The 23,229-nt window shown below is 62.6% G+C and carries 20 protein-coding genes; 13 read left to right on the top strand and 7 right to left on the bottom strand.

Features of this window, described 5'->3' with window-relative positions:
* Positions 1-62: 62 nt before the first annotated feature.
* The 7 genes from SINAC_RS03765 (at position 63) to cheB (ending at position 7,705) form a co-directional block, all read left to right on the top strand.
* Positions 63-368, top strand: coding sequence for an STAS domain-containing protein (locus SINAC_RS03765; RefSeq protein ID WP_015244365.1), 306 nt, complete (start codon positions 63-65; stop codon positions 366-368).
* A gap of 143 nt (positions 369-511) precedes the next feature.
* Positions 512-871 (top strand): response regulator, encoded by a 360-nt coding sequence (locus SINAC_RS03760; protein WP_237722477.1) that lies wholly within the window; start codon positions 512-514, stop codon positions 869-871.
* Positions 872-1,015: 144 nt separating this feature from the next.
* Positions 1,016-3,316 (top strand): chemotaxis protein CheA, encoded by a 2,301-nt coding sequence (locus SINAC_RS03755; protein ID WP_244884926.1) that lies wholly within the window; start codon positions 1,016-1,018, stop codon positions 3,314-3,316.
* A complete protein-coding gene (locus tag SINAC_RS03750; RefSeq protein WP_015244362.1) occupies positions 3,313-5,127 on the top strand; it encodes a methyl-accepting chemotaxis protein in 1,815 nt (604 codons plus the stop codon). The genes SINAC_RS03755 and SINAC_RS03750 overlap by 4 nt, the downstream gene beginning before the upstream one ends.
* Positions 5,128-5,214: 87 nt before the next feature.
* The gene (locus tag SINAC_RS03745; protein ID WP_015244361.1) at positions 5,215-5,727 is read left to right on the top strand and encodes a chemotaxis protein CheW; all 513 of its coding nucleotides are present in this window, start codon (positions 5,215-5,217) and stop codon (positions 5,725-5,727) included.
* The gene (locus tag SINAC_RS03740; RefSeq protein WP_020465930.1) at positions 5,711-6,586 is read left to right on the top strand and encodes a CheR family methyltransferase; all 876 of its coding nucleotides are present in this window, start codon (positions 5,711-5,713) and stop codon (positions 6,584-6,586) included. Before SINAC_RS03745 ends, SINAC_RS03740 begins: the two co-directional genes overlap by 17 nt.
* 6 nt (positions 6,587-6,592) lie before the next feature.
* The gene (cheB, locus tag SINAC_RS03735) at positions 6,593-7,705 is read left to right on the top strand and encodes a chemotaxis-specific protein-glutamate methyltransferase CheB (protein WP_015244359.1); all 1,113 of its coding nucleotides are present in this window, start codon (positions 6,593-6,595) and stop codon (positions 7,703-7,705) included.
* 145 nt (positions 7,706-7,850) lie between these two features.
* Here the strand turns inward: cheB and SINAC_RS03730 are convergent, their stop codons facing one another.
* Complete coding sequence (locus SINAC_RS03730) at positions 7,851-8,447, bottom strand: chalcone isomerase family protein (protein WP_015244358.1); 597 nt, start codon at positions 8,445-8,447, stop codon at positions 7,851-7,853.
* A gap of 1,089 nt (positions 8,448-9,536) precedes the next feature.
* On the opposite strand from SINAC_RS03730, the gene SINAC_RS03720 reads away from it, so the two are divergent.
* Positions 9,537-10,610 (top strand): DUF1559 domain-containing protein, encoded by a 1,074-nt coding sequence (locus tag SINAC_RS03720; protein WP_015244356.1) that lies wholly within the window; start codon positions 9,537-9,539, stop codon positions 10,608-10,610.
* A 201-nt stretch (positions 10,611-10,811) separates the two neighbouring features.
* Here SINAC_RS03720 and SINAC_RS03715 read toward each other — a convergent pair whose 3' ends face one another.
* The 6 genes from SINAC_RS03715 to SINAC_RS03690 are packed head-to-tail and all read right to left on the bottom strand — an operon-like array spanning position 10,812 to position 17,598.
* Complete coding sequence (locus SINAC_RS03715; RefSeq protein WP_015244355.1) at positions 10,812-12,746, bottom strand: hybrid sensor histidine kinase/response regulator; 1,935 nt, start codon at positions 12,744-12,746, stop codon at positions 10,812-10,814.
* The gene (locus SINAC_RS03710) at positions 12,739-14,907 is read right to left on the bottom strand and encodes a response regulator (protein WP_015244354.1); all 2,169 of its coding nucleotides are present in this window, start codon (positions 14,905-14,907) and stop codon (positions 12,739-12,741) included. Before SINAC_RS03710 ends, SINAC_RS03715 begins: the two co-directional genes overlap by 8 nt.
* Positions 14,908-14,912: 5 nt before the next feature.
* Complete coding sequence (locus tag SINAC_RS03705; RefSeq protein ID WP_015244353.1) at positions 14,913-15,935, bottom strand: ATP-binding SpoIIE family protein phosphatase; 1,023 nt, start codon at positions 15,933-15,935, stop codon at positions 14,913-14,915.
* The gene (locus SINAC_RS03700) at positions 15,935-16,342 is read right to left on the bottom strand and encodes an anti-sigma regulatory factor (protein ID WP_015244352.1); all 408 of its coding nucleotides are present in this window, start codon (positions 16,340-16,342) and stop codon (positions 15,935-15,937) included. Before SINAC_RS03700 ends, SINAC_RS03705 begins: the two co-directional genes overlap by 1 nt.
* The gene (locus SINAC_RS03695) at positions 16,323-16,718 is read right to left on the bottom strand and encodes an STAS domain-containing protein (RefSeq protein ID WP_015244351.1); all 396 of its coding nucleotides are present in this window, start codon (positions 16,716-16,718) and stop codon (positions 16,323-16,325) included. Before SINAC_RS03695 ends, SINAC_RS03700 begins: the two co-directional genes overlap by 20 nt.
* Before the next feature lie 13 nt (positions 16,719-16,731).
* Positions 16,732-17,598 carry an STAS domain-containing protein gene (locus tag SINAC_RS03690; RefSeq protein ID WP_015244350.1) on the bottom strand — a complete coding sequence of 289 codons (867 nt, stop codon included), beginning with the start codon at positions 17,596-17,598 and terminating at the stop codon, positions 16,732-16,734.
* A gap of 404 nt (positions 17,599-18,002) precedes the next feature.
* On the opposite strand from SINAC_RS03690, the gene SINAC_RS03685 reads away from it, so the two are divergent.
* The 5 genes from SINAC_RS03685 (at position 18,003) to SINAC_RS03665 (ending at position 22,739) form a co-directional block, all read left to right on the top strand.
* Positions 18,003-18,701 carry an ABC transporter ATP-binding protein gene (locus SINAC_RS03685; RefSeq protein ID WP_015244349.1) on the top strand — a complete coding sequence of 233 codons (699 nt, stop codon included), beginning with the start codon at positions 18,003-18,005 and terminating at the stop codon, positions 18,699-18,701.
* Positions 18,698-19,498 (top strand): ABC transporter permease, encoded by an 801-nt coding sequence (locus SINAC_RS03680; protein WP_015244348.1) that lies wholly within the window; start codon positions 18,698-18,700, stop codon positions 19,496-19,498. Before SINAC_RS03685 ends, SINAC_RS03680 begins: the two co-directional genes overlap by 4 nt.
* 286 nt (positions 19,499-19,784) lie before the next feature.
* Entirely contained in the window at positions 19,785-20,207 is a 423-nt protein-coding gene (locus tag SINAC_RS03675) for a hypothetical protein (protein ID WP_015244347.1), read from the top strand.
* 770 nt (positions 20,208-20,977) lie between these two features.
* Positions 20,978-21,664 carry a DDE-type integrase/transposase/recombinase gene (locus tag SINAC_RS03670; protein ID WP_044146990.1) on the top strand — a complete coding sequence of 229 codons (687 nt, stop codon included), beginning with the start codon at positions 20,978-20,980 and terminating at the stop codon, positions 21,662-21,664.
* A 160-nt stretch (positions 21,665-21,824) separates the two neighbouring features.
* Positions 21,825-22,739, top strand: a complete 915-nt coding sequence (locus SINAC_RS03665; protein ID WP_015244346.1) for a leucine-rich repeat domain-containing protein — start codon at positions 21,825-21,827, stop codon at positions 22,737-22,739.
* The last annotated feature ends 490 nt before the right edge of the window (positions 22,740-23,229 follow it).

The raw sequence follows: 23,229 nt of genomic DNA, 5'->3' as shown, positions 1-23,229 counted from the left end.
GTGAACCAGAGAGGAGAGGGGGAGGGCGGCACCATCACGCCACCCCTCCGGCGGGTTACACCATGTCCTTGGGAGACCTCGGATTTCATACGGTCTCACTCTCGGGTCCAGCCACACTCTACGAAATGGCTGAGATTCGTGAGTCTTTGTTAGCGGCCCTCGCCGTGGGCAAAGACCTGCGGATCGACCTGGAGACGACGGGGCCCTGGGATTTGGCGGGATTACAGCTCATGATCTCGGTAACAGCGTCCGGGCGACGAGCAGGCCAGGCGGTTCGGCTCTTGAATGTCCCTCGTGTCTGTGTCGAGATCGCCGAACGCTCCGGATTATCGAACTGGCTGAACGGTATTACCGACACCTTTCTTTGATGATTCAAAATGCATGAATCATTTTCGCTGGCGTCCAGCGCCCCGGGCGAGGATGTGGTAAAGACGACGAAAGCCGCCTTCACGCCCACGAACGGGCACGAAAGCGCAACGCTGGCGGGGCCTAACACGGCACGTTCATGGGCATGACGATCTTACATGCCGACGATAGCTCCGCGGTCCGTCACTGGGTGGCCGAACAATTAAATCATTCGGGCACCAAAGTGGTCTCGGTCGCTGATGGGAAAGCTGCGCTTCAGGTCTTGCATGAATCCCATTGTGACTTGCTGCTGACCGACCTGGAGATGCCCCACCTGGATGGTCTGCAACTGGCGGCCGCCGTCCGAGAGTGGCCCATCTACCGATTCTTGCCGGTGCTGATCCTCTCGACCCGGCGACCGAACGAGGTCGAGCCGGAGCGTCGCCAGGGGGTCACCGGCTGGATCGTCAAACCGACCGACCCGGAACGCTTGCGGCGATGGGTGCGGCGTTCTCTTCCCCTCTAAATCGGAAAAACATAGGGATCCTTGGAATCATGAGGAGCTATTCTTGTCCTGGAAGTCATCGAACTTGATGATGTAAGCGGTTCGCCCGAGTAGTTGTCTCTGCCCCCTGACGAGCGTCCGTCGCGCCCGATTAGAATTGGAGCCGTGGAACGAACGAGGGGTCGCACCTTGGCCGCCAACGACGATCGATTCCGCTTGATGTTTTATGAAGAGGCACGCGAGCTCCTGATCGGCCTCGAAGAAGGGCTGGTGGAGCTCGAGCGTCGCCAGGGGGACCGTGCACACCTCGACCAGACCTTCCGCGCGGCGCACAGCATCAAAGGGGCGGCCGGGATGGTCGGACTCGGGACCATCGCCGAGTTCACCCACGGGCTGGAGGCAGTGCTGGACCGGATCCGCGCCGGCAAGCTCGCGGTCGATTCGGACATCATCACCACGCTTCTCGAGGCCAAGGACCACCTCGCGGCGATGGTCGAGGGAGAAGCAGCCGGCTTACCCGTGGCCGCCTCCTCCGAGCTGAACCAGCGGCTCAGCTCCTTGATCCGCGATTCCGGCCAACCCACGCCCAGTGCCAATCCGCCCCCAGCACCGTCCGTGGCCGACCCGCCGCCGGCTCCCGAACCGACCGATCCGGACCTTGCAGCCATGCCTTCGGCGCGAAACCGGAAGCCGGTTCCCCGAGGATCCGCAGAGAAAGCCAAAGCCAATCCCCGTCCCCGCGCCAAGAAGGCCCACGAAAATGTCCCATCCGAGCCGACCGAACACCCGGTCCTCGCGCACTACCGGATCACCCTGAAGCCAGGGCGTGACACCTTGCGGCGGGGGGTCAATCCGCTGGGAGTCCTCGACGAGCTTCGCGAATTGGGGGAGGCTCGCGTCAGCACCGACTCCGACCTCGTACCACCGCTCGACGAGATCGACCCCGAACGTTGCTACCTGATCTGGGTCATCGACCTGAAGACCAACGAACCCGCCGACCGGCTCGACGATGTCTTCCTCTTCGTCGCCGAAGATAGCACCGTCTCGATCGAGCGACAGACCGCAGACGGAAGCCTCCAGGCGCAACCCCCTCCGCCAACCTTGGCGATCACGCCGGCCACTGCGTCTCCGGAGACCCGCCGAGCCCCTCGCAATCCGCCTGTTCCCGTCCCCCCCCCGCCCGGATCCGGCTCCAGGCCGGTGGAGACCAAGCCCGCGCCGGAACGAACGGCGACGGCTCTCCCCACGAACCTGAATGGGCACCGCACGTCCGCGCGGATCCGGGTGGACGCATTTCAGCTCGACGACCTGGTTGGCCTGGCCGGAGAGTTGGCCGTACTGTCCGACAACTTGCAAGGGTTGCGCGAGCGGCCCGACGCGCTTCCTTGGATCCACACGCTGGAGTCGCTGGAGCGGGTGAGCCGGCAGATCCGCGATACCACCCTCGACCTGCGGATGGTCCCCGTCGACGAGCTCTTCTCGCGCTTCCCCCGAGTCGTCCGCGACCTGGCCGATCGGTCGGGCAAGGAAATCGAGTTACGGATCATCGGCCAAGAGACCAGGCTGGATCGCACGATCATCGAGCGGTTGAGCGAGCCGATGATCCACCTGATCCGCAACGGCGTCGACCATGCCCTGGAGACGCCGCAAGAGCGGCAAGCGGCGGGCAAGCCGCGAGCGGGCCGGATCACGCTGACGGCCGGCCACGAAGGGGATCGCGTGATGATCCGGGTCACCGACGATGGCCGTGGGCTCGACCGCGACCGGATCGTCCGCAAAGGGATCAAGCAGGGGCTAGTCCCGGTCGGTACGTCTCCCGACGACCCGCGGGTCGACACCTTGATCTTCGAGCCCGGCTTCTCGACCCGCGACCAGGTCAGCGAGCTCTCGGGGCGCGGGGTTGGCCTGGACGTGGTGCGCGACGCCGTCCGCGGACTCCGCGGCAGTATCGCCGTCGAGAGCACCCCAGGCGCGGGGACGTCGTTCATCTTCCGGCTACCGCTGACCTTGGCCCTGATCGACGGCCTGCTCGTCGAGACGGCCGGGAGCCGCTACGTCGTCCCGCTGGCTCAGGTTGAGGAATGCGTGTCGCTGAATGGGTCGAAGCCCGCGCTCGCGCAAGGCCGACCCTGCGTCACGGTCCGGGGGGAGTTGGTGCCCATGGTTCCTCTCCGCAAACTATTCCTCGCCAGCGGCGAGCCGCCCGCCCGCCAGGAGCTCCTGCTGACCAGGCACGCGGGCCAGCGGGTCGGTGTCTCCGTCGATCGCCTGCTCGGACGCGTCCAGGCAGTCATCCAGGCCCTGGGCGAAGGCCTGGTCGGAATCAATCGTTTCTCGGGAGCCACCATCCTGGGCGACGGCTCGGTCTCTCTGATCCTCGACCTGGCGGCGCTCGTGACCGAGTCCCGCACCGCCGACAATCCCACCACGCCCCCTGCCGGCGGCAGAGCGGAGGGTTTCTCATGAGAATGTCCCTGCAAAAGCAGATCACCCTGGCATTGGTGTTGTTCGGACTGGTACCGTCCCTCGTCATCGCCTCCTACGCCCTGGACGCGGCCGAGGACTTCAAACTGAAACAGTTGATGCTCATCAGGCTTGCCGCAACGTCGATCAGCGACCGGATCGCGGCGTATCTGGCGCAAGGCGAGAACGCTCACGGCAAGGAAGAGAAACCGGCCTGGGACAACGGCATTGATAAGATGAAGCTCAACGGCATCCTCGACCTGGCGATGCTCCAGTTCGGCTTGAGCAACAACACGCGGATCTGGGTTGTCGGCCCCAAGGGCGAGGTCCTCGTCGATCGGAAACCCGACGGCACGATCGACATCCCCGGCACGACGGCCCGCACCTTGCGCTATGCGCGGCCGGTCGACGCCGCCCGTCCTCAAGGGCCACTCGGCTCGGTACTCAATAATGGCTCGGGCGCGGTCCAGATCACCGACCCGAACGACCCCAACGACATGCCTGAAGTCGTCGGCTATGCTCCCTTACGGCTCAAGGGGAATACGAACTACGGCGTCCTGGTCTCGGTCCCCCGGGGCGAGGCATTTGCGATGATCTACTCGATCTGGACGAGGACTGTCATCATCGTCGGCGCCTGCCTCATTCTGATGATCGCGCTCGGCTGGTGGCTCGGCCGGAGATTCGTCAAGCCGCTCCATGAGATCATGGCGATTACGCAGCAACTTCGGGAAGGACATCTCAACAACCGTGCGCTCGTGCAACGGAACGATGAACTCGGCCAGCTCGCCGCACAGGTCAACGGGGTTGTCGATAAACTGGCCGACGTCGTCAGCCAGATCCGAGGGGCCACGGCTTCGGTCTCGACGGCGAGCAGCCAGCTCAACTCGAGCGCACAGCAACTTTCCCAAGGAGCGACCGAGCAGGCGGGGACGATCCAGGAGATCGCCTCGAGCCTCCACTCAGTGGATGCCTCCGTGGCGCGGAACGCACAGCACGCCAAAGACACGGCCAAGACCGCCAACCAGGCCAGCAGCCAGGCCGAGAAAGGGGGCGAGGCCGTCCAGGAAACGGTGACGGCCATGCGGCAGATCGCCCAGAAGATCACCGTCGTCGAGGATATTGCTTATCAGACCAACTTGCTGGCCTTGAACGCAGCGATCGAAGCGGCACGCGCCGGCCAGCAGGGCAAAGGGTTCGCCGTCGTGGCAGGCGAAGTCCGCAAGCTCGCGGAACGAAGCCAGGCCGCCGCGCAGCAAATCGGCGAGTTGGCCGGCAACAGCGTGGCGGTGGCCGAGCACGCCGGGCAGTTGCTCGACCGGATCGTACCGATGATCCGCGACACCTCGAACCTCGTCCAGGAAATCGCCGCCGCGTCGCAGGAGCAGATGGCCGCGATCCGGGAAATCAACGTCGGGGTCAGCCAACTCAACGAGGTCGTCCAGCAGAATGCGGCGGCCAGCACCGAGTTGGCCACAACCTCCAGCGACCTGGCCTGGCAGTCGACCATGCTCCAGCATCACGTCGACTTCTTCCAGCTCAATGGCGAGGCCGACAGCCATGCGGACCATGGGCCGCCTCATCGGCACCCCGCGCCGCTGCCGGCCGCTCATCGACGTCTTGCTCCGCCGACGCACCGCCCCTCGAGCGGTCTCGGTCACGATAACCATGTTCCGACCCCCGCGCAACTCGCTCCCCACCCACCGGCCCAGGGAAATAGCGCAGGGGCGCACGGCGGCCACCTTGGCGGGCCCCAACATAATGGAGGCGGGGTCGTGGTAAATCTTGACGACGACGACAATTTTGAGCGGTTCTAATTTGAACCGGGAGCGGTTATCGGAGGCCTGAGGCAGAGAAGTGCGGCGATTTCACCCGTTCGCGAGGGTTGATCAAAGGGGCCGGCGATGGCTGAGGCCGTGACCGAACCATTTCAAGAGTCAGAACGTGCTCAATCGTATGTCATCTTTCGCCTTGGGGGAGAGGGGTACGCGCTGGAGGTCATGCGGGTTCAGGAAGTCCTCGACGTCGGCACGATGACTCACGTCCCCGGCGGCCCCAAGTCGTTGCGCGGGGTATTAAACCTTCGCGGGCACGTGGTCCCGGTCTACGACCTACGGATCCCGTTCGAGCTGCCGATCGACCCACAGCCAGTGCGGGCGCCGAGCGTTTTGATGGTCGAGGCCTCGGCGGGCAATGATGCTCATGTAACCGGTCTTCTCGTCGATCGCGTCTCCGACGTCCTGGAATTCACGCCCGAGGAAATCCAGCCCGCGCCGCAACTCGGTCTAGGAAAAGCCACCCCCTTCGTTCGCGGCCTGATCCGCCACCAGGACGGGTTCCTGCTCGTCCTGGACGTGGACCGCGTCTTCACGGCGCTCGAGTCGCTGAACACGCACTTCAATGGCGGGGGCTTCTGACGTGGGGCCAACGGATCAGCCACTTTCGACACCACCCGAGCCTTGGTCCGAGCTCGACTTCGCGCCCATCGTTTCTTTCCTCCATCACCAGATCGGAATTACCCTGGAGCCGCACCGCATGGGCTTGCTCCAGGCCCGGCTCCGCTCTCGCCTCCAGGCGAAAGCCTTGACCAGCTTCACCCAGTTCTGCGAGCGCGTACTCAAGGTCGACCCGACCGGGCCCGGCACCCAGCTCTTGATTGACCTGAGCACCGTCAACCACACAGCCTTCTTCCGCGAGCCGGCCCATTTCACAATTATGGCCGAGCATATCTCGACGCTCTTAAAAAAAGAAACGACCCAGCCGATCCGGATCTGGTCAGCGGGTTGCTCGACCGGCCAAGAGCCGTATAGCATGGCGATGGTGATGGCCGAGACGATTCCCGCTCTCACACCGCAGCGCGTAGAGATTTGGGCGAGCGACCTGTCGTGGGAAGTGCTCAAGGCGGCAGCCAACGCAATCTACAACGAGAACGAGGTCAAGGGAGTCCCCCCCGCGCGGCTCCGCCGCTTCTTCCTTCGTGGCCTTGGCCCGCGCAACGGCTCGTACCGAATCGTTCCCGAAATCCGCGATCTCATCAAATTCCGCCACGTCGATCTTCGTAACCCGACCTGGCCGCTTCCCGCCGATTTCCATCTCATTTTCTGTCGCAATGTCTCGATTTATTTCGCCGATGACGAGCGGATGGTGCTCATGAATCGCCTGGCGCAGCACCTCCGGGCCGGTGGCTGGCTCGCGATGGGCAACGGTGAAATCCTCTCGTCCATCCCGGCCACGCTCCGCAAGCTCTCCCCATCCATCTATGGCAAGGAATCGTGATCGACCATGCCAACGACCGAGTGTTCCGGAACCACTCACGCTCCCATCGACGTCATGGTCGTCGACGATAGCGCGGTCGTCCGTCAGCGTCTCAAAGCGATCATCGAAGCCGACGCTCGGTTCCGGGTGATTCTCGCCGCCGACCCTTATGAAGCGGTCGCTCTTCTCCGTAAGTCGGTCCCCGGTCTGATCCTGCTCGACGTCGAGATGCCGAGGATGGACGGCCTGACGTTCTTACGGAAACTGATGCGTCAGCACCCGCTGCCGGTCGTCCTCTGCACCGACCAGGCCGAGCGTGCGGTGACAGCCCTGGAGATGGGAGCCGTCGAGGTAATCGCCAAGCCTGACTGGCGCGACGCGGGCCGACTGGACGTCTGGTCGCACAACCTGTTGGAAAGCCTCCGGAACGCCGCGCGGGCCGGCCGGTTCCCCATGCTCGAGGACCGAGCGTCGCCAACCGACCCGAGGCACACGGCCGACGCCATTCTCCTCAAGGTTCCCTATAACCCGAGGACCGGCCCCGCCGAGCGGATCGTCGTCGTCGGCGTCAGCACCGGCGGCGTTCAGGCCGTCCAGCGTCTACTCTCGGACTTTCCCGCCGATGCGCCCGGCATCGTCATCGTGCAGCACATGCCGCCCGACTTCACCGGCGCCTTCGCCTCGCGTCTGAACAACGACCCCAAGATCGCGATGGAAGTGCTCGAAGCCAGGCACCACGAGCCGATCCGTCCCGGCCGCGTGCTGATCATCCCGGGCGACCAGCACGGCCTGGTGCGCCGGACCGGCATCGGCTGCCGGGTCGAACTGGTCGACGGCCCCCCCGTCTGCCGTCACCGGCCGAGCGTCGAAGTCCTCTTCCGCTCGACCGCACAGGCGGCCGGCCCCCACGCCTCGGGCGTGATCATGACAGGCATGGGAGACGACGGAGCAGGGGGCCTCCTCGAAATGCGCGAGGCCGGTTCGATGACGATCGCCCAGAACGAGGCGACCTGCATCGTCTTCGGTATGCCTCGCGAAGCCATCCGCCGTGGCGCCGCCAAGCTCGTCACCCCGCTCGATCGTATCGCCGCCGCCGTCATGGCCTGGAACGCCGGGGCCGACACCGGGTCGTGGCACTGAGCAAACGATCCCGAAACGATGGCAACCTTCCCGCCTGGCTTGGCGCAATCACACAAAACAACACATTAAAGGCAGAGCATTGACGCACCTAGATATCGGGCATAGAGACCAACTAGCCGAGTCCCGAACCAAGGCAGCGGGCGATTCACCGTGACAGGTGGGACGTAAGCCCCGATTGGATCGCCACACCCAGGTTCTTGCGACCAAGATAGACTTCCCAAACCGTCTGGGCCAGCGCGACATTGGCGATTTTGAGTTCCGGCGCGCCATCGACCCGGCATCCCAGACCGACGCCGGGAATGGAGCTCAGCCAGATCCGACTCCCCGTCTTGACCGGATGCTCCTTCATGTACTGAGTCAGCGTTGCCAGTTCGGCGGCGAAGGCGGGGGCGGGCTGGATCATCCCGATGGAGTCCCGGAACGACTCCGAGAGCGCATCGCCATCCACGTCGCGTTCGAACGCGAGGCAGAGCTGCTTAGGGACATCCACGCGCACCAACTCGCTGGCGTTGCGCACCGTCACCTTCTCCTGCACATAGCTACCGATCGAGTAAACCTTAAAGGTGTACTTTGTCCGCATGGCGGCTCCGGTCAACACCATCTTGACCGGCTTGCCCCCGACGGAGCTGTTGATCGAACTCGGATATCGGGTTCGGCCAACGGTGACACCCGGTTCGGCGGCCTCAGCCAGCGCACAGATCCCGAGCAGGACCGTCACCAGGAATCCTTTCCTGTAGATCATGACCCATCTCCAACAGACATTGGGGGGGAGAACGGGCCGGCTGTGTATACCAAGCAAGCACCCGCCAGCCTGACTTGCAGCAGAGGATGCCGAAAAAGGCATGATCGTGCAAGGGCAACCCAGAAAGGCTGTTCAACAGATGCGTAATCTCGCCTTTATCAAGCCTCAGTGCGATCCCCGTCCAATCGGCCCCAAACTCTCCCCCTCCCTTCGCGATTCGGTGAGAGTCCTAAAAGAGTCGCAAACCCGGCCAAAGCCCTATCCAGGAAAGCGGTTTCCGAAATGGCACGACTCTCAACCGTCCAGGAATTTTGTAACGCACCGAGGATTCCCGCCCCTCCAACTGTTCACAGAGGTAGCTCTACCCGCATCACAAAACTGTCGTTTTTTGACATGCCATTTCCAAAGAATGCAGTGGGTTGACTTATTTCTTTTGACACGCACCGATCTTATGTTTACAGTCTGGAAAATGCATACAATTCATGCCAATCGCAGACCTAGGGACTACGCATAAGGAGTGCCTCTGATGTCATTGCGCCGGACGTTCATCTTTAGTGCATTTACCGGCATTAGCCTCCTCGCATTTGGGTGCGGGAACGAGAAAGCGGAGATAACAGGAGAACAAGCTTCCTCAGATCTTCGGGCAAATTTGGAAAATTCATCCAAAGCGGCCGGCGAGGTCGCAAAAGAGAAGAAGACTCGCTAGACCTCCAAGGCCAAACGATTCGCTCAACATCAACGCAACCACTGCCGCCTCAGGCAGATGCGTCAGAAATCCGATTGTACGGACTTATGCTGTTGCAGCTCTCTCCCCAGTGCGAGTGCATCGTTGTCCCTCGTCTAAACCAACCGAAGCCGGGCTCGATTATGGAGAAGTGATTGTCTCTCGCCTCTGGCAAGGCGGGAAACGTAAGCCGCTTTGCCAAAAATCTGAAATGAGCATTCATTACTATCTCATGGATCTCATTTCAATTGTGATGTCAATATGTCATTTTATCGTCAGAGTCGAATATCCAAGTCATCGCTCATCATGATTCGCGGGTTTCGACTCCAGGTTTTTCAACTCCTATTTTTCACGGGGACTCTTCCATGAGAGAACAACGTCGGCAAGGATTCACCCTGATTGAACTGCTTGTGGTGATTGCCATTATTGCGGTTTTGATTGCACTTCTGTTGCCTGCGGTGCAGGCGGCTCGCGAGGCAGCCCGCCGCTCCCAATGCACGAATAACTTGAAGCAGATCGGGCTCGCACTTCATAACTATCACAGCCTGCACAACTCGTTCCCGTGTGGCCAGGCAAAGAACATGTCGACCATGCCCGACGTCTACAACGCCTGGATGGGTTTCAGCGCACAGGCTCAGATGCTTGGCCAGCTGGAACAGCAGGCGATCTACAATGCGATCAACTTCAACGGCGTGCCCTATAGCTATGGAACTGGACCGACGAATACATCGGTCACCTACGCCGTGATCGCCACCTTCCTCTGCCCGAGTGACGGAAACACCCCTCGGAACGGCCTCAACAACTACAGCGCCAGTCTCGGCGTGACGAGCGGCGCCACCGGTGGCGGTGGTCTCAATGGAGCCCGCAGAGATACATCCGGTCTCTTCGGATTTTTCGTGGCTTACGGCCTTCGCGACTGCACGGACGGCTCAACCAACACCGTCGCGTTCTCCGAGCACATCGCCGGCAAGTTCCCTGGAAACATCACTCTCTCCGACACATACCGTGGCCATAACTTGATGAACGTCTCGGGCACGGGCTTGACGGCCAATGGAGCAATGAATGCCTTCATTGATGAGACTGGGGTCTTAACCTCGCTTCAGGCGTGCGCAAGCAACTTCAATGCGACGTCCAATAAACTGCAGAGCAAACGGGGTTCGGCCTGGGCGCACGGTTCCGCCGGGTACACCCTCTTCAACCACTACCAAACGCCGAACGACTCTCAGTACAAATTCAACGGCTGCCGTTTCGGATGCCGGGACGACTGCGGCATGGACGGGAGCGAGTTTGTTCCGGCCACTAGCCTCCACTCGGGTGGCGTGAATTCCCTCATGGCCGACGGGAGCGTAAAGTTCGTCAAAGATTCGATTAACCGAAAGACTTGGTGGGCTCTCGGCACCAAGGCGGGCGAAGAAGTCGTCTCAGCCGACGCATTCTAGCATGCACGGATCCTGACTTACTGACAGCAGGCGTCCTCGGCAAGCCGGAACTTGCCGGGGACGTTTCGCAGGACAAGAAGGACCAACGACACTCCCAGGCAGCCGCCGACGCTGATCCAGCAGAGGAAGGATCCGGCACAAGGCATCCTCGTTGGACATCAGCATTACAAGCAAACACACAGAGACAACACCATCAGCCGACTAGCCGGCAACCTCGCCACCGGCCCGAAGGCAGGCCAGGTCGGGTTCGGAGAGGAGTTGGCGAAGATCGTCGAGGCTGACCGGCTTGACCATGTGGAGGTCGAAGCCCGCCCTCCAGGCCCGGCGCAGGTCTTCTTCTTGGCCGTAACCCGTCAAGGCAACGAGTACCGGACCGGTGACTCCGGCTCCGGTGAGTTCCCGGAGATGCCCGGCCACCTGGTAGCCGTCCATCCCCGGCAAACCGATGTCGAGAAGGACGAGGTCAAACGGATAAGTGCCGGCTTCTTCAATGGCCGACGCCCCCTCATGGACGACGCGAACGTCGTGTCCCCAATGCCGCAAAACCCGGGCGAGACTGAGCGCGGAGTCTTTGTGGTCATCGACGACAAGAACTCGTCGCGGGCCAGCGACCGCCGCTTCGGTTACGTCCACAATCGTCGGGATCGGTGGCGGCGAACCGGCGGCCAGGATCGGTAGCTGAACGACGAACTCACTGCCGTGCCCCAGCCCCGGACTGGAGGCGGTAATGCTCCCGCCATGCATCTCGACCAGGCTACGGACCAGGGTCAGACCAATTCCAAGCCCTCCCTGGGAACGATCGAGCGAGAGGTCGGCCTGGGAGAAGAGGTCGAAGACCCGAGGCAGCATCTCCGCGCTCATGCCGATCCCGGTATCCCGGACCCGGAGCAGGCTCTCTTCCCCCGCACACTCCAAACTCAGGGTGATCTTGCCGCCCGGCTCGGAATACTTGGCGGCGTTGTTCAAGAGGTTGCCCACCACCTGCGCCAGCCGGGTCGGATCCCCTTCCAGCCGGACGGGGCGGTCCGGCAGCGTGACCGTCAACTCCTGGCCGTTCATCTCGATCAAGGGGCGAGCGGTCTCGACGGCGAGGGGCACGAGCGCGGCCAGGTCAATCGGCTCCCGGCGAAGCTGGATCTTCCCTCGAGTGAATCGGGAGACATCGAGGAGGTCGTCAAGGAGGCGGGACATGTGCCGGACCTGCCGGCCCGCAACGTCGAGCGCCTGCCCGATCGCCGAGTCAGAGGGCTTGTTCAGGCGAATCTCTTCGAGCGAATTGAGGATCGGAGCTAGTGGATTGCGCAGCTCGTGGGCGAGCATCGCGAGGAACTCGTCCTTGCGGCGGTCGGCCGCCGCGAGCTCGTCGGCGCGCTGGCGCAGTTCCTCCTCCATCCGCATCCGATCGGTGATGTCCGAGATGATGCAGAGAGCGCCCTTGATCTGGTCGTCGTGATTCCGTACCGGGTCGACGGCGACCTGGAGCCAGCGATCCCCTCGTTTCAGCTCGATGGCCTCGCGCTGGCTGGTCTCGAGCATCCGCAAGAAGGGGGAATCATTTCGATTCAGCAAAACACCGAGGACTTCGTGGAAGGTTTGGGGAGCGGGGTCGTTCCACGACTTGCCCAGGATCCGGTTCAAGGCTTGGTTGACCTGCACCATTTTGCCGGCGACGTCGAGCAAAACCACGCCGTCGCTGATGGCATCAAAGGTCACCTGCCACTGTCGGGCCGTAAGTTGAGCGGCCTCTTCGGCCCGGCGAGCACGGAGCAGCGCCTTGACCGTGGCGATCAGCTCCAACGGTTCCAGCACGTCGGTCAGGTAGCCGTCGGCCCCCCCTTCCAGGCCGTGCACCTTGTCCTCGATCTCGACGAACGTGGTGGAAAGATGCAGGACGGGAATGGAGGCTGTGGCGGGGTCGCTCTTGATCAGCCGGCAGACCTCGAACCCGCTGATGTCCGGGAGCTTGACATCGAGGATGATCAGGTCGGGCTTCTCGACCACGAGAAGTAGGGCTTCGGTTCCCGTCGTCGCTTCTCGGACCGCGAAATTCGCCTTCTTGAGGATCTTGGCGATGGTGTATCGCTTCGCATCATCATCGTCGACGAGCAGGATGGTCACAGGTGGTTGTTCAAGCATGTCGCGACTCGGCACTCGCCGAGGTAAGGTCAACAAGACCGGCCTGAGCCAGGGCTTCGCGGATCGTTACGAACATTTCTTCTCTCGTCCCGGTCGCCTTGGCGAGGATTGCGACCGTATGGGCCGCCAGCCATTCTCGCTCCTCGTCTTCAAGAATCTTCGATGTCGAAATGATTACAGGGATGTCACGGGTGAGAGGATCCCCCTTCAGCCGCTCCAGCACCTCAAATCCGGTGATTCCGGGCATGGCCAAGTCCAGGAAGATCGCGTCGGGAAGGGTTTCTCGAGCCCGGCGAATTCCGTCCTGCCCCTCGAACGCCTCAATAATGACATACGGGCCTTGCGCGGACAAGAGTCCCTTAAGCACGTACCGATGGGGTTCCTCGTCATCGATCAACAGGATGGTTTCGAGAGCCGAGTCCTGGTCAAGCCGCTTGAGCGACTTCAAGAGCCAGAGCGGGTCAATCGGCTTGGAGTGGAACTCAGCGGCGCCCAAGGCGAGCGCCTGTTCCTTGTCCGCGCTGCGGCTGATGACGAAAACAGGGACATCCTTCAAGTCGTCCCGCGCCTTGATCTCGGCTAGAAGCAACCACCCTTCTTCCTCGGGAAGGATGTCGAGCAGGATCGCGACCGGTACCACGCGTCTCAGCACTCGACGCGCCTCGTCGCGGGTCCGAACCGGAAGCACCTGGAACACCGAACCCTCGAGGATCTTTTCGGAGAAGAGCAAGTCGACGGCGTCGTCCTCAATGACCAACACCGGGCGGCGCGTCGGGTCGAGCCGCCAGCGGGCCTCGGGCGAAAGTTCGATCTCGGCAGGTTCGCGATACGTCCGGGGGATCGCGGCGAAGAAGGTCGAGCCGACGCCCGGCTCGCTCCGGACCGACACCGCTCCCCCGAGCAGTTCGGCCAGCTTGCGCGACAGCGGCAGGCCCAGGCCGGTCCCCTTCGACTTCGCCTGGAGAGGACCTTCGATCTGACCAAACTCCTCGAAGACGCGTTTCCAGTCGGCCGGCGCGATCCCGATTCCACTGTCGGCTACCGAGAAAAGGATCGTGTCGCCAGGCCCGGTCGTGGCCGCCAGCCTGATCTCACCTCGCTCGGTGAACTTCGCGGCGTTGGACAAGAAATTCCTGAGGATCTGGGCGACCTTGCCCTCATCGGTCCGGACGGTCGGGAGCGCGGTTGCATCCTCGACGCGGAGGACCACCTGGCTTCGTTCGAGCAGCGGCAGGATCATCCCGCTCAGGCTCTCGAAGAGGTCGGCGACCTCGAAAGACTCGGGCCGGATCACGGCCTTGCCGGCTTCGACCTTGGCCAGGTCGAGCAGGTCGTTAACAAGCGTGGCCAGGCCTTCAGCCGCCTTGCGGATAAAGCGGACCTGCTTTTCCTGTTCCGAAGTCAACTCGCCGTCGCTGCGGTCCAGGAGGAATCCGGAGAGGCTCAAAATGGAGTTCAGGGGCGAGCGAAACTCATGGCTCATGTTCGAGAGGAAGCGCGATTTCAGGTCGGAGATCCGCTTCAAGGCCTTGGCGTTCTCATCAAGCTCGGCGTAGAGGGCGACCACACCGCGGTTCGTCTCTTCCAGTTCCTGGGTGTGCAGCTCGGCGATCTCGGTCTGACGCTCGCGGAGTTCCTGGAGAGTGCGAATCAGTTCCTGGTTCTGCTCCTGAAGCTCCTCAAACAAGGTCCTGGGCGCCTGCCTCGCCAACTCGCCGGAGATGCGAGCCAGGTCATCCGCCGTGAAACCGGCCGTCCGCTTCGGCAAGTCCTTGGCCATCGAGACCAGGTTGCCTCCGGCGGTGAAGGGCCCGGCCGCGAATCGATCCATCAACCGCCGAGCACCGAGCGTTCCATCTCCCAAGTCGGGGTTCGCCCCCAAGGGATCGGTCGCAGCGGCCCTACGCAATTTCGACGCCGCGCTTCGTTCCTGGATCCGGATCAGGAGAGCAGGGGGCGTTCCCTCCTCAACCAGAAACTCGACTCTCCCTCCACTCGCGTTCTCGAAGACTTTGCGGGCGATTTCCGAGGTAGCGGTGGCAATTCGCGTCTGGTCGAGCGCGGGAAAACCGAGAAGCGCGGCGATCTGACGAGCGCGTTGCCTCGCCAGGATGATGTCGGGCTCGAGGAGGACTTCCAGGGTCAGGAGCGGCTGGCTCATCGATCTCACTCGCTCCTTTCCCGGACGACGAGGACCGTCACGTCATCCCTGCCTCGCGCAGAGTCACGGTAGAGTCCCCCGGCAATCAGGCACGGAGACTTCCAGGCCAACCCGGCATGACCATCAAGTCGCCAGTGCGACCCCAGGCCGTCGGAGTGCATGACAACCAGCGATCCTTCTTCCCAGGGGTAGACGAACTCCTGGATCTTGCGAACCGCATGCCCAACCGTACCGTTATGCGAGACCATGCTTTGGCCCCGGCTCGAGCCAGGCTTGACGACCGTTCCCGCGATGTTGCCGACCCCGCAGTAGACGATCTCACGCCGGCCAGGGTCGAGCCGGGCGACCGCCATGGCGGCGCCCCGAGTGCCGCGGAGAACCTCGTGCGCAGCAGCAAGGATTCCGGCAGGGCCGAGCGCAGCCTCGGCCTGGAAGGCTCGGACGGCAGCGTGCGACGCCTCGGCGGCTTGCGGGCCATGACCAAGGCCGTCGGCCACCATCATGAGGGTTTGCCCGGAGTCTGTGGCGATCGCCCAGGCATCGCCACAGACCTCTTCTCCCGGGAAGGGCCGGCTCACCACGCCCCATTCCATAGAATCGAGCTTGCCTCCCTTGGTCGGTGCGACAGCCCAGAGCCGCGCCGAGGAAAGGGTACCCACCCCGAGCACCGAGTCGATCTCGAACGAGGAAGAGAGGCGGGAGATCGCCCCCAGCCCGTGACCGGGCGAGCCTGCCGTGGAGAACCCATCGACAAAGCAGCGCCCGACGTCGGCCATCCCCGGCCCTCGATCGATCGACAAGACTTCCAGGCCATGCACCTGGCCAATTTCCAAGTCCTGCAAGATCAACTCGCCGCCGACGGCATGTTTGAATAGGTTCGTTGCGGCCTCGGTCACGACGATGGCCACACGGCCGCGACCCGTTTCGTCGAAGCCCAGCCGATTGGCCTGCGCGACCGCAAGCCGCCTCGCCTCGCCGACTTTGCTCACGTCGTCGATCGTTAAGACCAGGGGCTCGCCGGGGATCATCACGACTTCCACCGGGTGATCATGACTCGGGTCCCCTCACCAGCCCGGGAGCTGATCTCGAATTCGTTCACGAGCCGCTTCGAGCCGCCCAGGCCGAGCCCGAGACCCTGGCCCGTGGTATAGCCGTCGGTCAACGCGAGCTCAACATCTGCAATTCCGGGGCCTTGGTCCTCGAAAGTCAGGCGAAGGCCATGGCGAATCCCCTGCGTGACGGCGTCCAGGCGAACCGTACCGCCGCCCCCGTAGTCAATCGTGTTGCGCGCCAGCTCGCTGGCCGCCGTGATCAACTTGGTCTGATCCACCAGGCTGAGGCCGAGCTCCGTCGTCCACTTGCGCACCGCCTGCCGGACCAGAACGACATCGGTAGACGTGCGGATCTCGAGGCTGTCAGTCCTCGATACGTCCATCGCCATCCTCCACCAGACGCCGACCGACCAGCGAGCGCAGGAGGTCCATGCCTCGCTCGACATTGAGCGCGGTGCGAACGCCCGACAGCGTCAGACCCAACTCGACCATGGTGATCGCCACCGCCGGCTGCATCCCCACCACGACCGTCTCGGCATCCAGAATCCGGGACATGTCGGCGATGTTGCCGATCATCCGCCCAATGAACGAGTCGACCATGTCGAGAGTCGAGATGTCGATGAGCACGCCGTGGGTGCCTACTTCGACGATCCGGGAGGTAAGCTCCTCCTGCAGAGTCATCGCGAGGCGGTCGTGCATATCCACCTGGATCGAGACGACCAGGATATCACCCATCCGAAGAATCGGAATACGTTCCAAGGGAAACCCTTTCTCAGGAGCGGGCCAGCACGCGGGTGATGGTGCGCCCGGTCCGTTCCAAGGCGACGGCCAATGCATCGGCCAGGGTCGCTTTGGTGGTGACGCCGCCGAGATCGACGCCGAGATGCACGATTGTCTGCGCAATCTGCGGGCGAATTCCACTAATGATACATTCCGCCCCCATGAGGCGAGCGGCGGTCACGGTCTTCAAGAGATGCTGGGCCGTGAGCGTGTCCACCGTCGGCACCCCCGTGATGTCGATGATCGCCACCCCCGAACCGGTCTCGACGATCTTCTGGAGCAGGCTCTCCATCACGATCTGGGTCCGACTGCTATCGAGCGTACCGATCATGGGCAGCGCAAGGATGCCTTCCCAAAGCTTCACCACCGGCGTCGACAGTTCCAGCATCTCCTGCTGCTGGCGTGCGATGACCTCTTCACGCGTCTTCTGATAGACCTCGACCGTGTAGAGGCCCAGCCGATCCAAGAGGTCGCTGGCAACCCACGTCTCGTCGGCCAGGGCCTGAGCCTCGTGGGCGAACTCCTGCCTCAGACATGCGAAGAGCGGCTTCTTCAAGGAAAAGATGAAGGACGCCGTCTCCGAAGTGCTGTAGCCCTGCAAGCCGCGTCCGCGAGAAAGGGCGGCAAGCATTTCACGCAGACTGCTCCAGGCGCCCCCTTGAATGTCACCGAGGTTCCCTTTCCCCACGGCCTCTCGCAGGAGCTCGAGAAATCCCTTGCACTGATCGCGCAGCTCCGCTTCCCGGAGCGAGGTTCCCCGGGAACGCCCCTCGATCTGCTCCTTGGTCCACTCGCTGAGGAGGCTCGCCTCATGCTTCGCAAGGATCTCCGAAAGTCTGCTCTTGCCGATCGGGCTCATATCCTTTTAGCTCCAGAACGTTAGCCAAGGCCGTCGCGACGGCCTTCTTTTACGTTACGTTTATGCTACTTTCGCAATGCTCCGATCGACGGGCCGGACCGAGATCGCATCCCGTTGCGATGCTGGATGCATCACGACGACGAAAAAACCGCCCGCAATCGCATGAAGATAAAAAGGAATCCTCGAGACCCGCGCCGGTGGGGAATGCTTTCCCGAACTCCTTTTTGCGCCGAAAAGGGAGCCCGCTGCACTCCGCGAGTCTCGTTCCCATTCGAGAAAGTCAGTATAACGGTTCGAAACCGCAAGTGAACAGCGGTATCCGAGGAAGACCCGAATCAAGCCTGATCCATTCTTGTCGGCCGCGGATTGTGAAATAAGACAACGCAAAAAAAGAGACCACAACCGTGTCGACAGGCGACGACAAGCCGAAGACGCTGCAAGCCCAGGGCATCGGCCGTCGCGATCCCGGAACGGGGGGTTGGCTCCTGCGTGGGGTCGACCTCACGATTCAACCCGGCGACCGCCTGGCGGTCGTCGGATCCTCAGGCGCGGGGAAGACGGTCCTCCTGCGGGCCCTGGCGATGCTCGACCCGCTTGATGAGGGGGCGATCCTCTGGCAAGGGGATCCTGTTTCCGGCGAGCGCGTTCCGGCCTTCCGCGCGCAGGTGCTCTACCTGCATCAGCGTCCCGCCTTGTTCGACGGCTCCGTTGCGGCGAACCTGCGTCTGCCCTACGCCTTGAAAACCCACCGCGGCGCCCGCTACGACGACGAACGCGTCCTCGAGTTCCTCGACGCCTTGGGGCGTGACCGCCTCTTCCTGGAAAAGGCCCATCACGACCTCTCCGGGGGCGAGGGGCAAATCGTCGCCCTGATCCGTGGCCTGCAACTCGACCCGGCCGTCCTCCTGCTCGACGAAGCCACCTCGTCGCTCGACCGCGCGACGGCCCGAATGGCCGAAGCGTTGCTCGAGCGCTGGTATGCCGAGGGAGCCGGCAAGCGAGCGCTCGTCTGGGTGACCCACGACCCAGAGCAAGCGCACCGGGTCGCCGCTCGGAACCTCAACATACAAGCCGGTCAGATCGCCCCGGAACCCGCCCGATGAAACTCCCCTATCTCGAGCTCACTTATTATCAAGTGGCCCTGGCCGCAGGCCTGATCCTAATCAACGGCGTGATCTCGGCCGTCCTGAGCCTCGGCCTGGGCCGCCGCCTGTTTGTGGCCGCCCTCTGCACGGTCGTGCAGCTCTTGTTAATCGGCCTGGTACTCCAGCATATCTTCGGCTTGAATCGCTGGGAGCCCGTCGTCGCCATCATGCTGCTCATGACCGTGGTCGCCGGATTCGCCGCCGTCCAGCGGACCCACCTGCGGTTCCCCGGCATCTGGCTCGCCAGCATCATCTCCGTCTGGGCAAGCGCCTGGCTGATGGAGGCGATCGCCCTGTTCGCGCTGGTGCGGGTCCACCCCTGGTACTCCCCCCACTACGCCATCCCCCTGCTGGGGATGATCCTGGGCAACACCCTCAACGGCATCTCGCTCGGCCTCGATCGTCTGGGCAGCGAACTGACCGGCCGCCGCGCCCAGGTCGAAGCCCACCTGGCCCTCGGCGCCTCCCGGTGGGAGGCCGCCCGCCAACCCATCCAGCAGGCGGTCCGCACCGGAATGATCCCGACCATCAACGCCATGATGGTCGTCGGCATCGTCAGCCTCCCCGGCATGATGACCGGGCAGCTCCTCGCCGGCGTTGCGCCAATCGAAGCCGTCAAATATCAAATCGTCATAATGTTCTTAATTTCCTCAGCCACGGCGCTCGGCACCGTCGCCGTCGTGTTGCTGAGCTACCACCGGCTCTTCACCACCGATCATCAATTTCTCCACAGCCGGATTGCCGAGAAACGCTAGAAGCGATTCCCCTCGGGTCACAAACCTCTGAGTGGCGAAGATCGGCCCCCCACGGAAAGAAGGCCCCATTTTTTGTAAACAGAGGGGAGCGTCTCAGATCCAAGTTTTCATAGCAGGCCTCTACCATTTGGTACGAGCCCTGCTATGATTGGCACCGTCTACGACGCTTGTCACATAAAAAAAGAGGGGGCTCAAATCCGCCCGTCAGGGGAAGCCTTCGCAGGCATTGACCGATCTCTGTCCATTCACCGTTGCAACGGATTCATTACAGGTGGTGGATCAATCAATGGGCAAGTTTTCAGGCAACTGTTCCGGCATGTTCTTGGGCCTGCTTCGCGGTGTTTCGCGTCGCGCGGCGGATCAAGTTCGTTCGGATGAGAATTCAACCGACTCGACTCGACACCGATCTCCCCCTGCCGAACCACGGATCGTGCGGCGTGATTTCTTTCGATACTCGAATCGTCAATTCATGGTCCTGATCATCACGCTCTCACTCTGTTTCGCGGCCAACCGGCACAACAACATCGACGATCTCGTCTTCGTCCTTCGACTCGTGATGAGTCCGACGTTTCTTTGGATCCTGCTGAACCTCGTGGCGCTGTGGCTCATACCCCACGTCATTCGAAAGTCCCAGGGGATCACTACGGCTCGACAAAACGATGCGCCGAGCAAACACACGAAGGCGGAGGCGCGCAGTGTCGCGGACTAAGCTTGACTTTTGCCGTTTTGGGATACAAATGTGGCGCGGGGTGCCATGCGGTTCCGTACTCGGAACCCATGCGGGAATGCCTTGGTCTGTGGAGCACGGGTTCCGAGTATGTCACGCGACATGGAGTTGGGCCAGGAAATCGCGACATGAAGTTTGGCCGCAGGCCGGGACAGGTTTACAGTAGGAGCTCTCCCCTTGGTCTCGTCATCCCTGGAGAACGGCCCATGCCTCGCCCTGTGCCCCTGCCTGTGCGTCAGGCGATCTGGAATCGCTTCCGGGACGGCCAGGATGTTCTGACCATCGCCGAGGGCCTCGGTGTCCCGCCACGTACCGTGCGGCGACTATTCAGCCGCTTCCGGTCCGCGGTCAAGACCCCCTGGCCCCTTCCTACGACCGTTGCGGGACGGCAACACCGAAGCCCACGGAACCCCTCGTGCATGCCGTGTTGGAACTCCGCCGCGAGCACCCGACTTGGGGGGCGGGATTGATCCGCGTGATGCTGCGCCGCCGGCTTCCCGGCGAACCGCTCCCGGCCACTCGGACCTTGCAACGGTGGCTTCTGCGGGCTGATCTCGCTCCCGCCCCGCCGGGGCGGCGACCTTCAAGCGTGAGTCGCCGGGCCGCTCGGCCTCATGAGGTCTGGCAAATGGACGCGGCCGAACTGGTGCCACTCCGGACCGGCCGACAAGTCTGCTGGCTACGGATCGTCGACGAGTGCAGTGGCGCGGTCCTGTGGACCGAGGTTTTCCCCCCCAGCCCGCTGGAGCCAAGTGCCGCCCGCGTCGACTCAGACCCAACTTCGCTTGGCTTTCACCCGCTGGGGCCGGCCCGAGCGACTTCGGGTCGACAACGGGACGCCGTGGGGCGCGGCGCGGGGCGATCTTCCCACCGACCTGGGGCTGTGGCTGGCCGGGTTGGCGGTCGGCCTGGACTACAACCCTCCGGCGACCCCTCAGGACAACGGGGTCGTCGAGCGATCGCAGGGGACGGCCAAGCGGTGGGGCGAGCCGCACACCTGCGACACCCTGGAAGATTTGCGGCAACGGCTGGAGATGATGGACGAGATCCAACGTGGCGAATATCCAAGCGTGAGAGGCCGGAGCCGGCAGGAAGCGTATCCGGAGTTGGCTCACTCCGGTCGCGACTTCAGCCCGGGCTGGGAGGAGAGCCACTGGAGTCTGGACGCGGTCGCGGGGTATCTGACCGGTTACGCGGGGCGACGGAAAGTGGGTGTCTCCGGGGCGATCTCGGTGTACAACCGCGACCTTTACATCGGAGTTATTTATAAAAAGGAAACCGTATATTTGTCATATAATCCCTTATCCAATGAATGGGTGGTCGCGGACGATGAGGGGCGGCAGCTGAGCCGGCAGACGGCGTCCGAGATCTGCCGGGAGCGAATCATGACGTTGACGGTGACATGCAAACAACCGAACAAACGAACAGGAGACAAGTGATCAGGATGCGGCCAAACTTCATGTCGCGATTTCCTGGCCCAACTCCATGTCGCGTGACAAGTACGGAACCCGTGGCACCCAAACGTCCCTTTTCCCCGGTGAAGCCTGACCTTCCGAGACAGGCACTAACCAGACGACTCCCCAACCTCGGAGCCCTCTCATGGAAACGCACACTCCGCTTGCTTCTTGCTCCCGGTGGCACTGGCCACGCCTGCGATTGCGGACGCTGATGATCCTCGTCATCGTGTCGGGGGCGGGACTCGGCATCTACGCCTCGAAGCTCCGCCGAGAGAACATCCGCCGCTGGGCGATCGCCACGGCCAACGGGTCGGGCGCTCAACTCGAGTTCAATGCAGATCAAGAGGTCATCCGGGTCCTTTGGTACGGCGGTTCGATCAACCCCGCCACCCTTCCCCAGGTTCCGATCAGTGACGAGGCATTCACCGCTTTGGGGATGTTCGACCAGCTCCAAGAACTGACCATGGTTGTCGGGGTGATGACGGACACGGGCCTCGCCCAGCTCGGGGGGCTGCCTCGGCTCCGGCAGGTCTACTGTTTCAAGCCCAAGGTCACCAACGCGGGACTGGCCCACCTCAAGGGGGCAACCCACCTGGTGAGCCTCGAGCTACTCCGAGTGCCCGAGATCACGGACGAGGGGCTCGTCCACCTGGCGGGCCTGACCAACCTCGAGAAGCTGAACCTCTCGGGAGCCCGGATTGCCGGCCCCGGCTTGCCCCACCTCGCCCGGTTGGGCCGGCTCCGCACATTGGTTCTCGGATCCACGACCGACGCAGGCCTGGCGCAACTGGGGCGATTCACCAACCTGAAGCAACTCTATCTTGGAACGGGCAAGTACACCGACGCAGGCCTGGCGGAACTGTCAAAGCTGAGGAGCCTGACAGAGTTGGGCCTCGAGGCGGGAGACCTCACTGAAGCGGTTTTGATCCACGTCGCGGGGCTGCCAAACCTCGAACGCCTGGACCTCGGGGGGGCTCCGGTAAGCCAAGCCGCGATTGAAAAGTTCAAGCGAGCCCGACCGCAGGTCCGGATTCTCGTGAACGGATCCCTGAAATAAGGGACGCGTGGCTACCCCTGATGCCGGCCCCAGAACTCCCGCAAGGTGGTCGCCCTCAAAATCCGCGACTTCGCCGTGGCGGGGCGACTGGGCATCGGGGTCGGGAGTGGGAGTCGAGCCCGCCGACGAGAACGGGACGACGGGAGCATCCATTCAATGAGCAAAGCGAGTGGTATCGCGGCAATTCCAATCACAAGCATCGTAAGCCGGCAGGCTTCTAAAGATGTAGGCAAGACTTGTCCCTCCAGCAAAGGGAGGATCATCGAGAGGATATTGATACCTCATCGTTGATTGTAAACGACTTGCTTCAGTCACGTCCAGACGTAAGAAATCGCCAATAACTGGAGCGTCTCCAACGTGCACGTATCCCTGCATGCTCTGGTGCGTCGGAGCGAAAAGGAACGGGCAATAATTGCGGGGTACGGAAACCGTCACCGCTTGGGAGGTTTTCCCAAAACAAAAAGGACAGGAAACCTGCCTGCTGTGCTGG

Source organism: Singulisphaera acidiphila DSM 18658 (assembly GCF_000242455.2).
GTDB classification, from domain to species: domain Bacteria; phylum Planctomycetota; class Planctomycetia; order Isosphaerales; family Isosphaeraceae; genus Singulisphaera; species Singulisphaera acidiphila.
The sequence above is the reverse complement of the archived record's forward strand: the minus strand, read 5'-3'. Positions and strand labels throughout refer to the sequence as shown.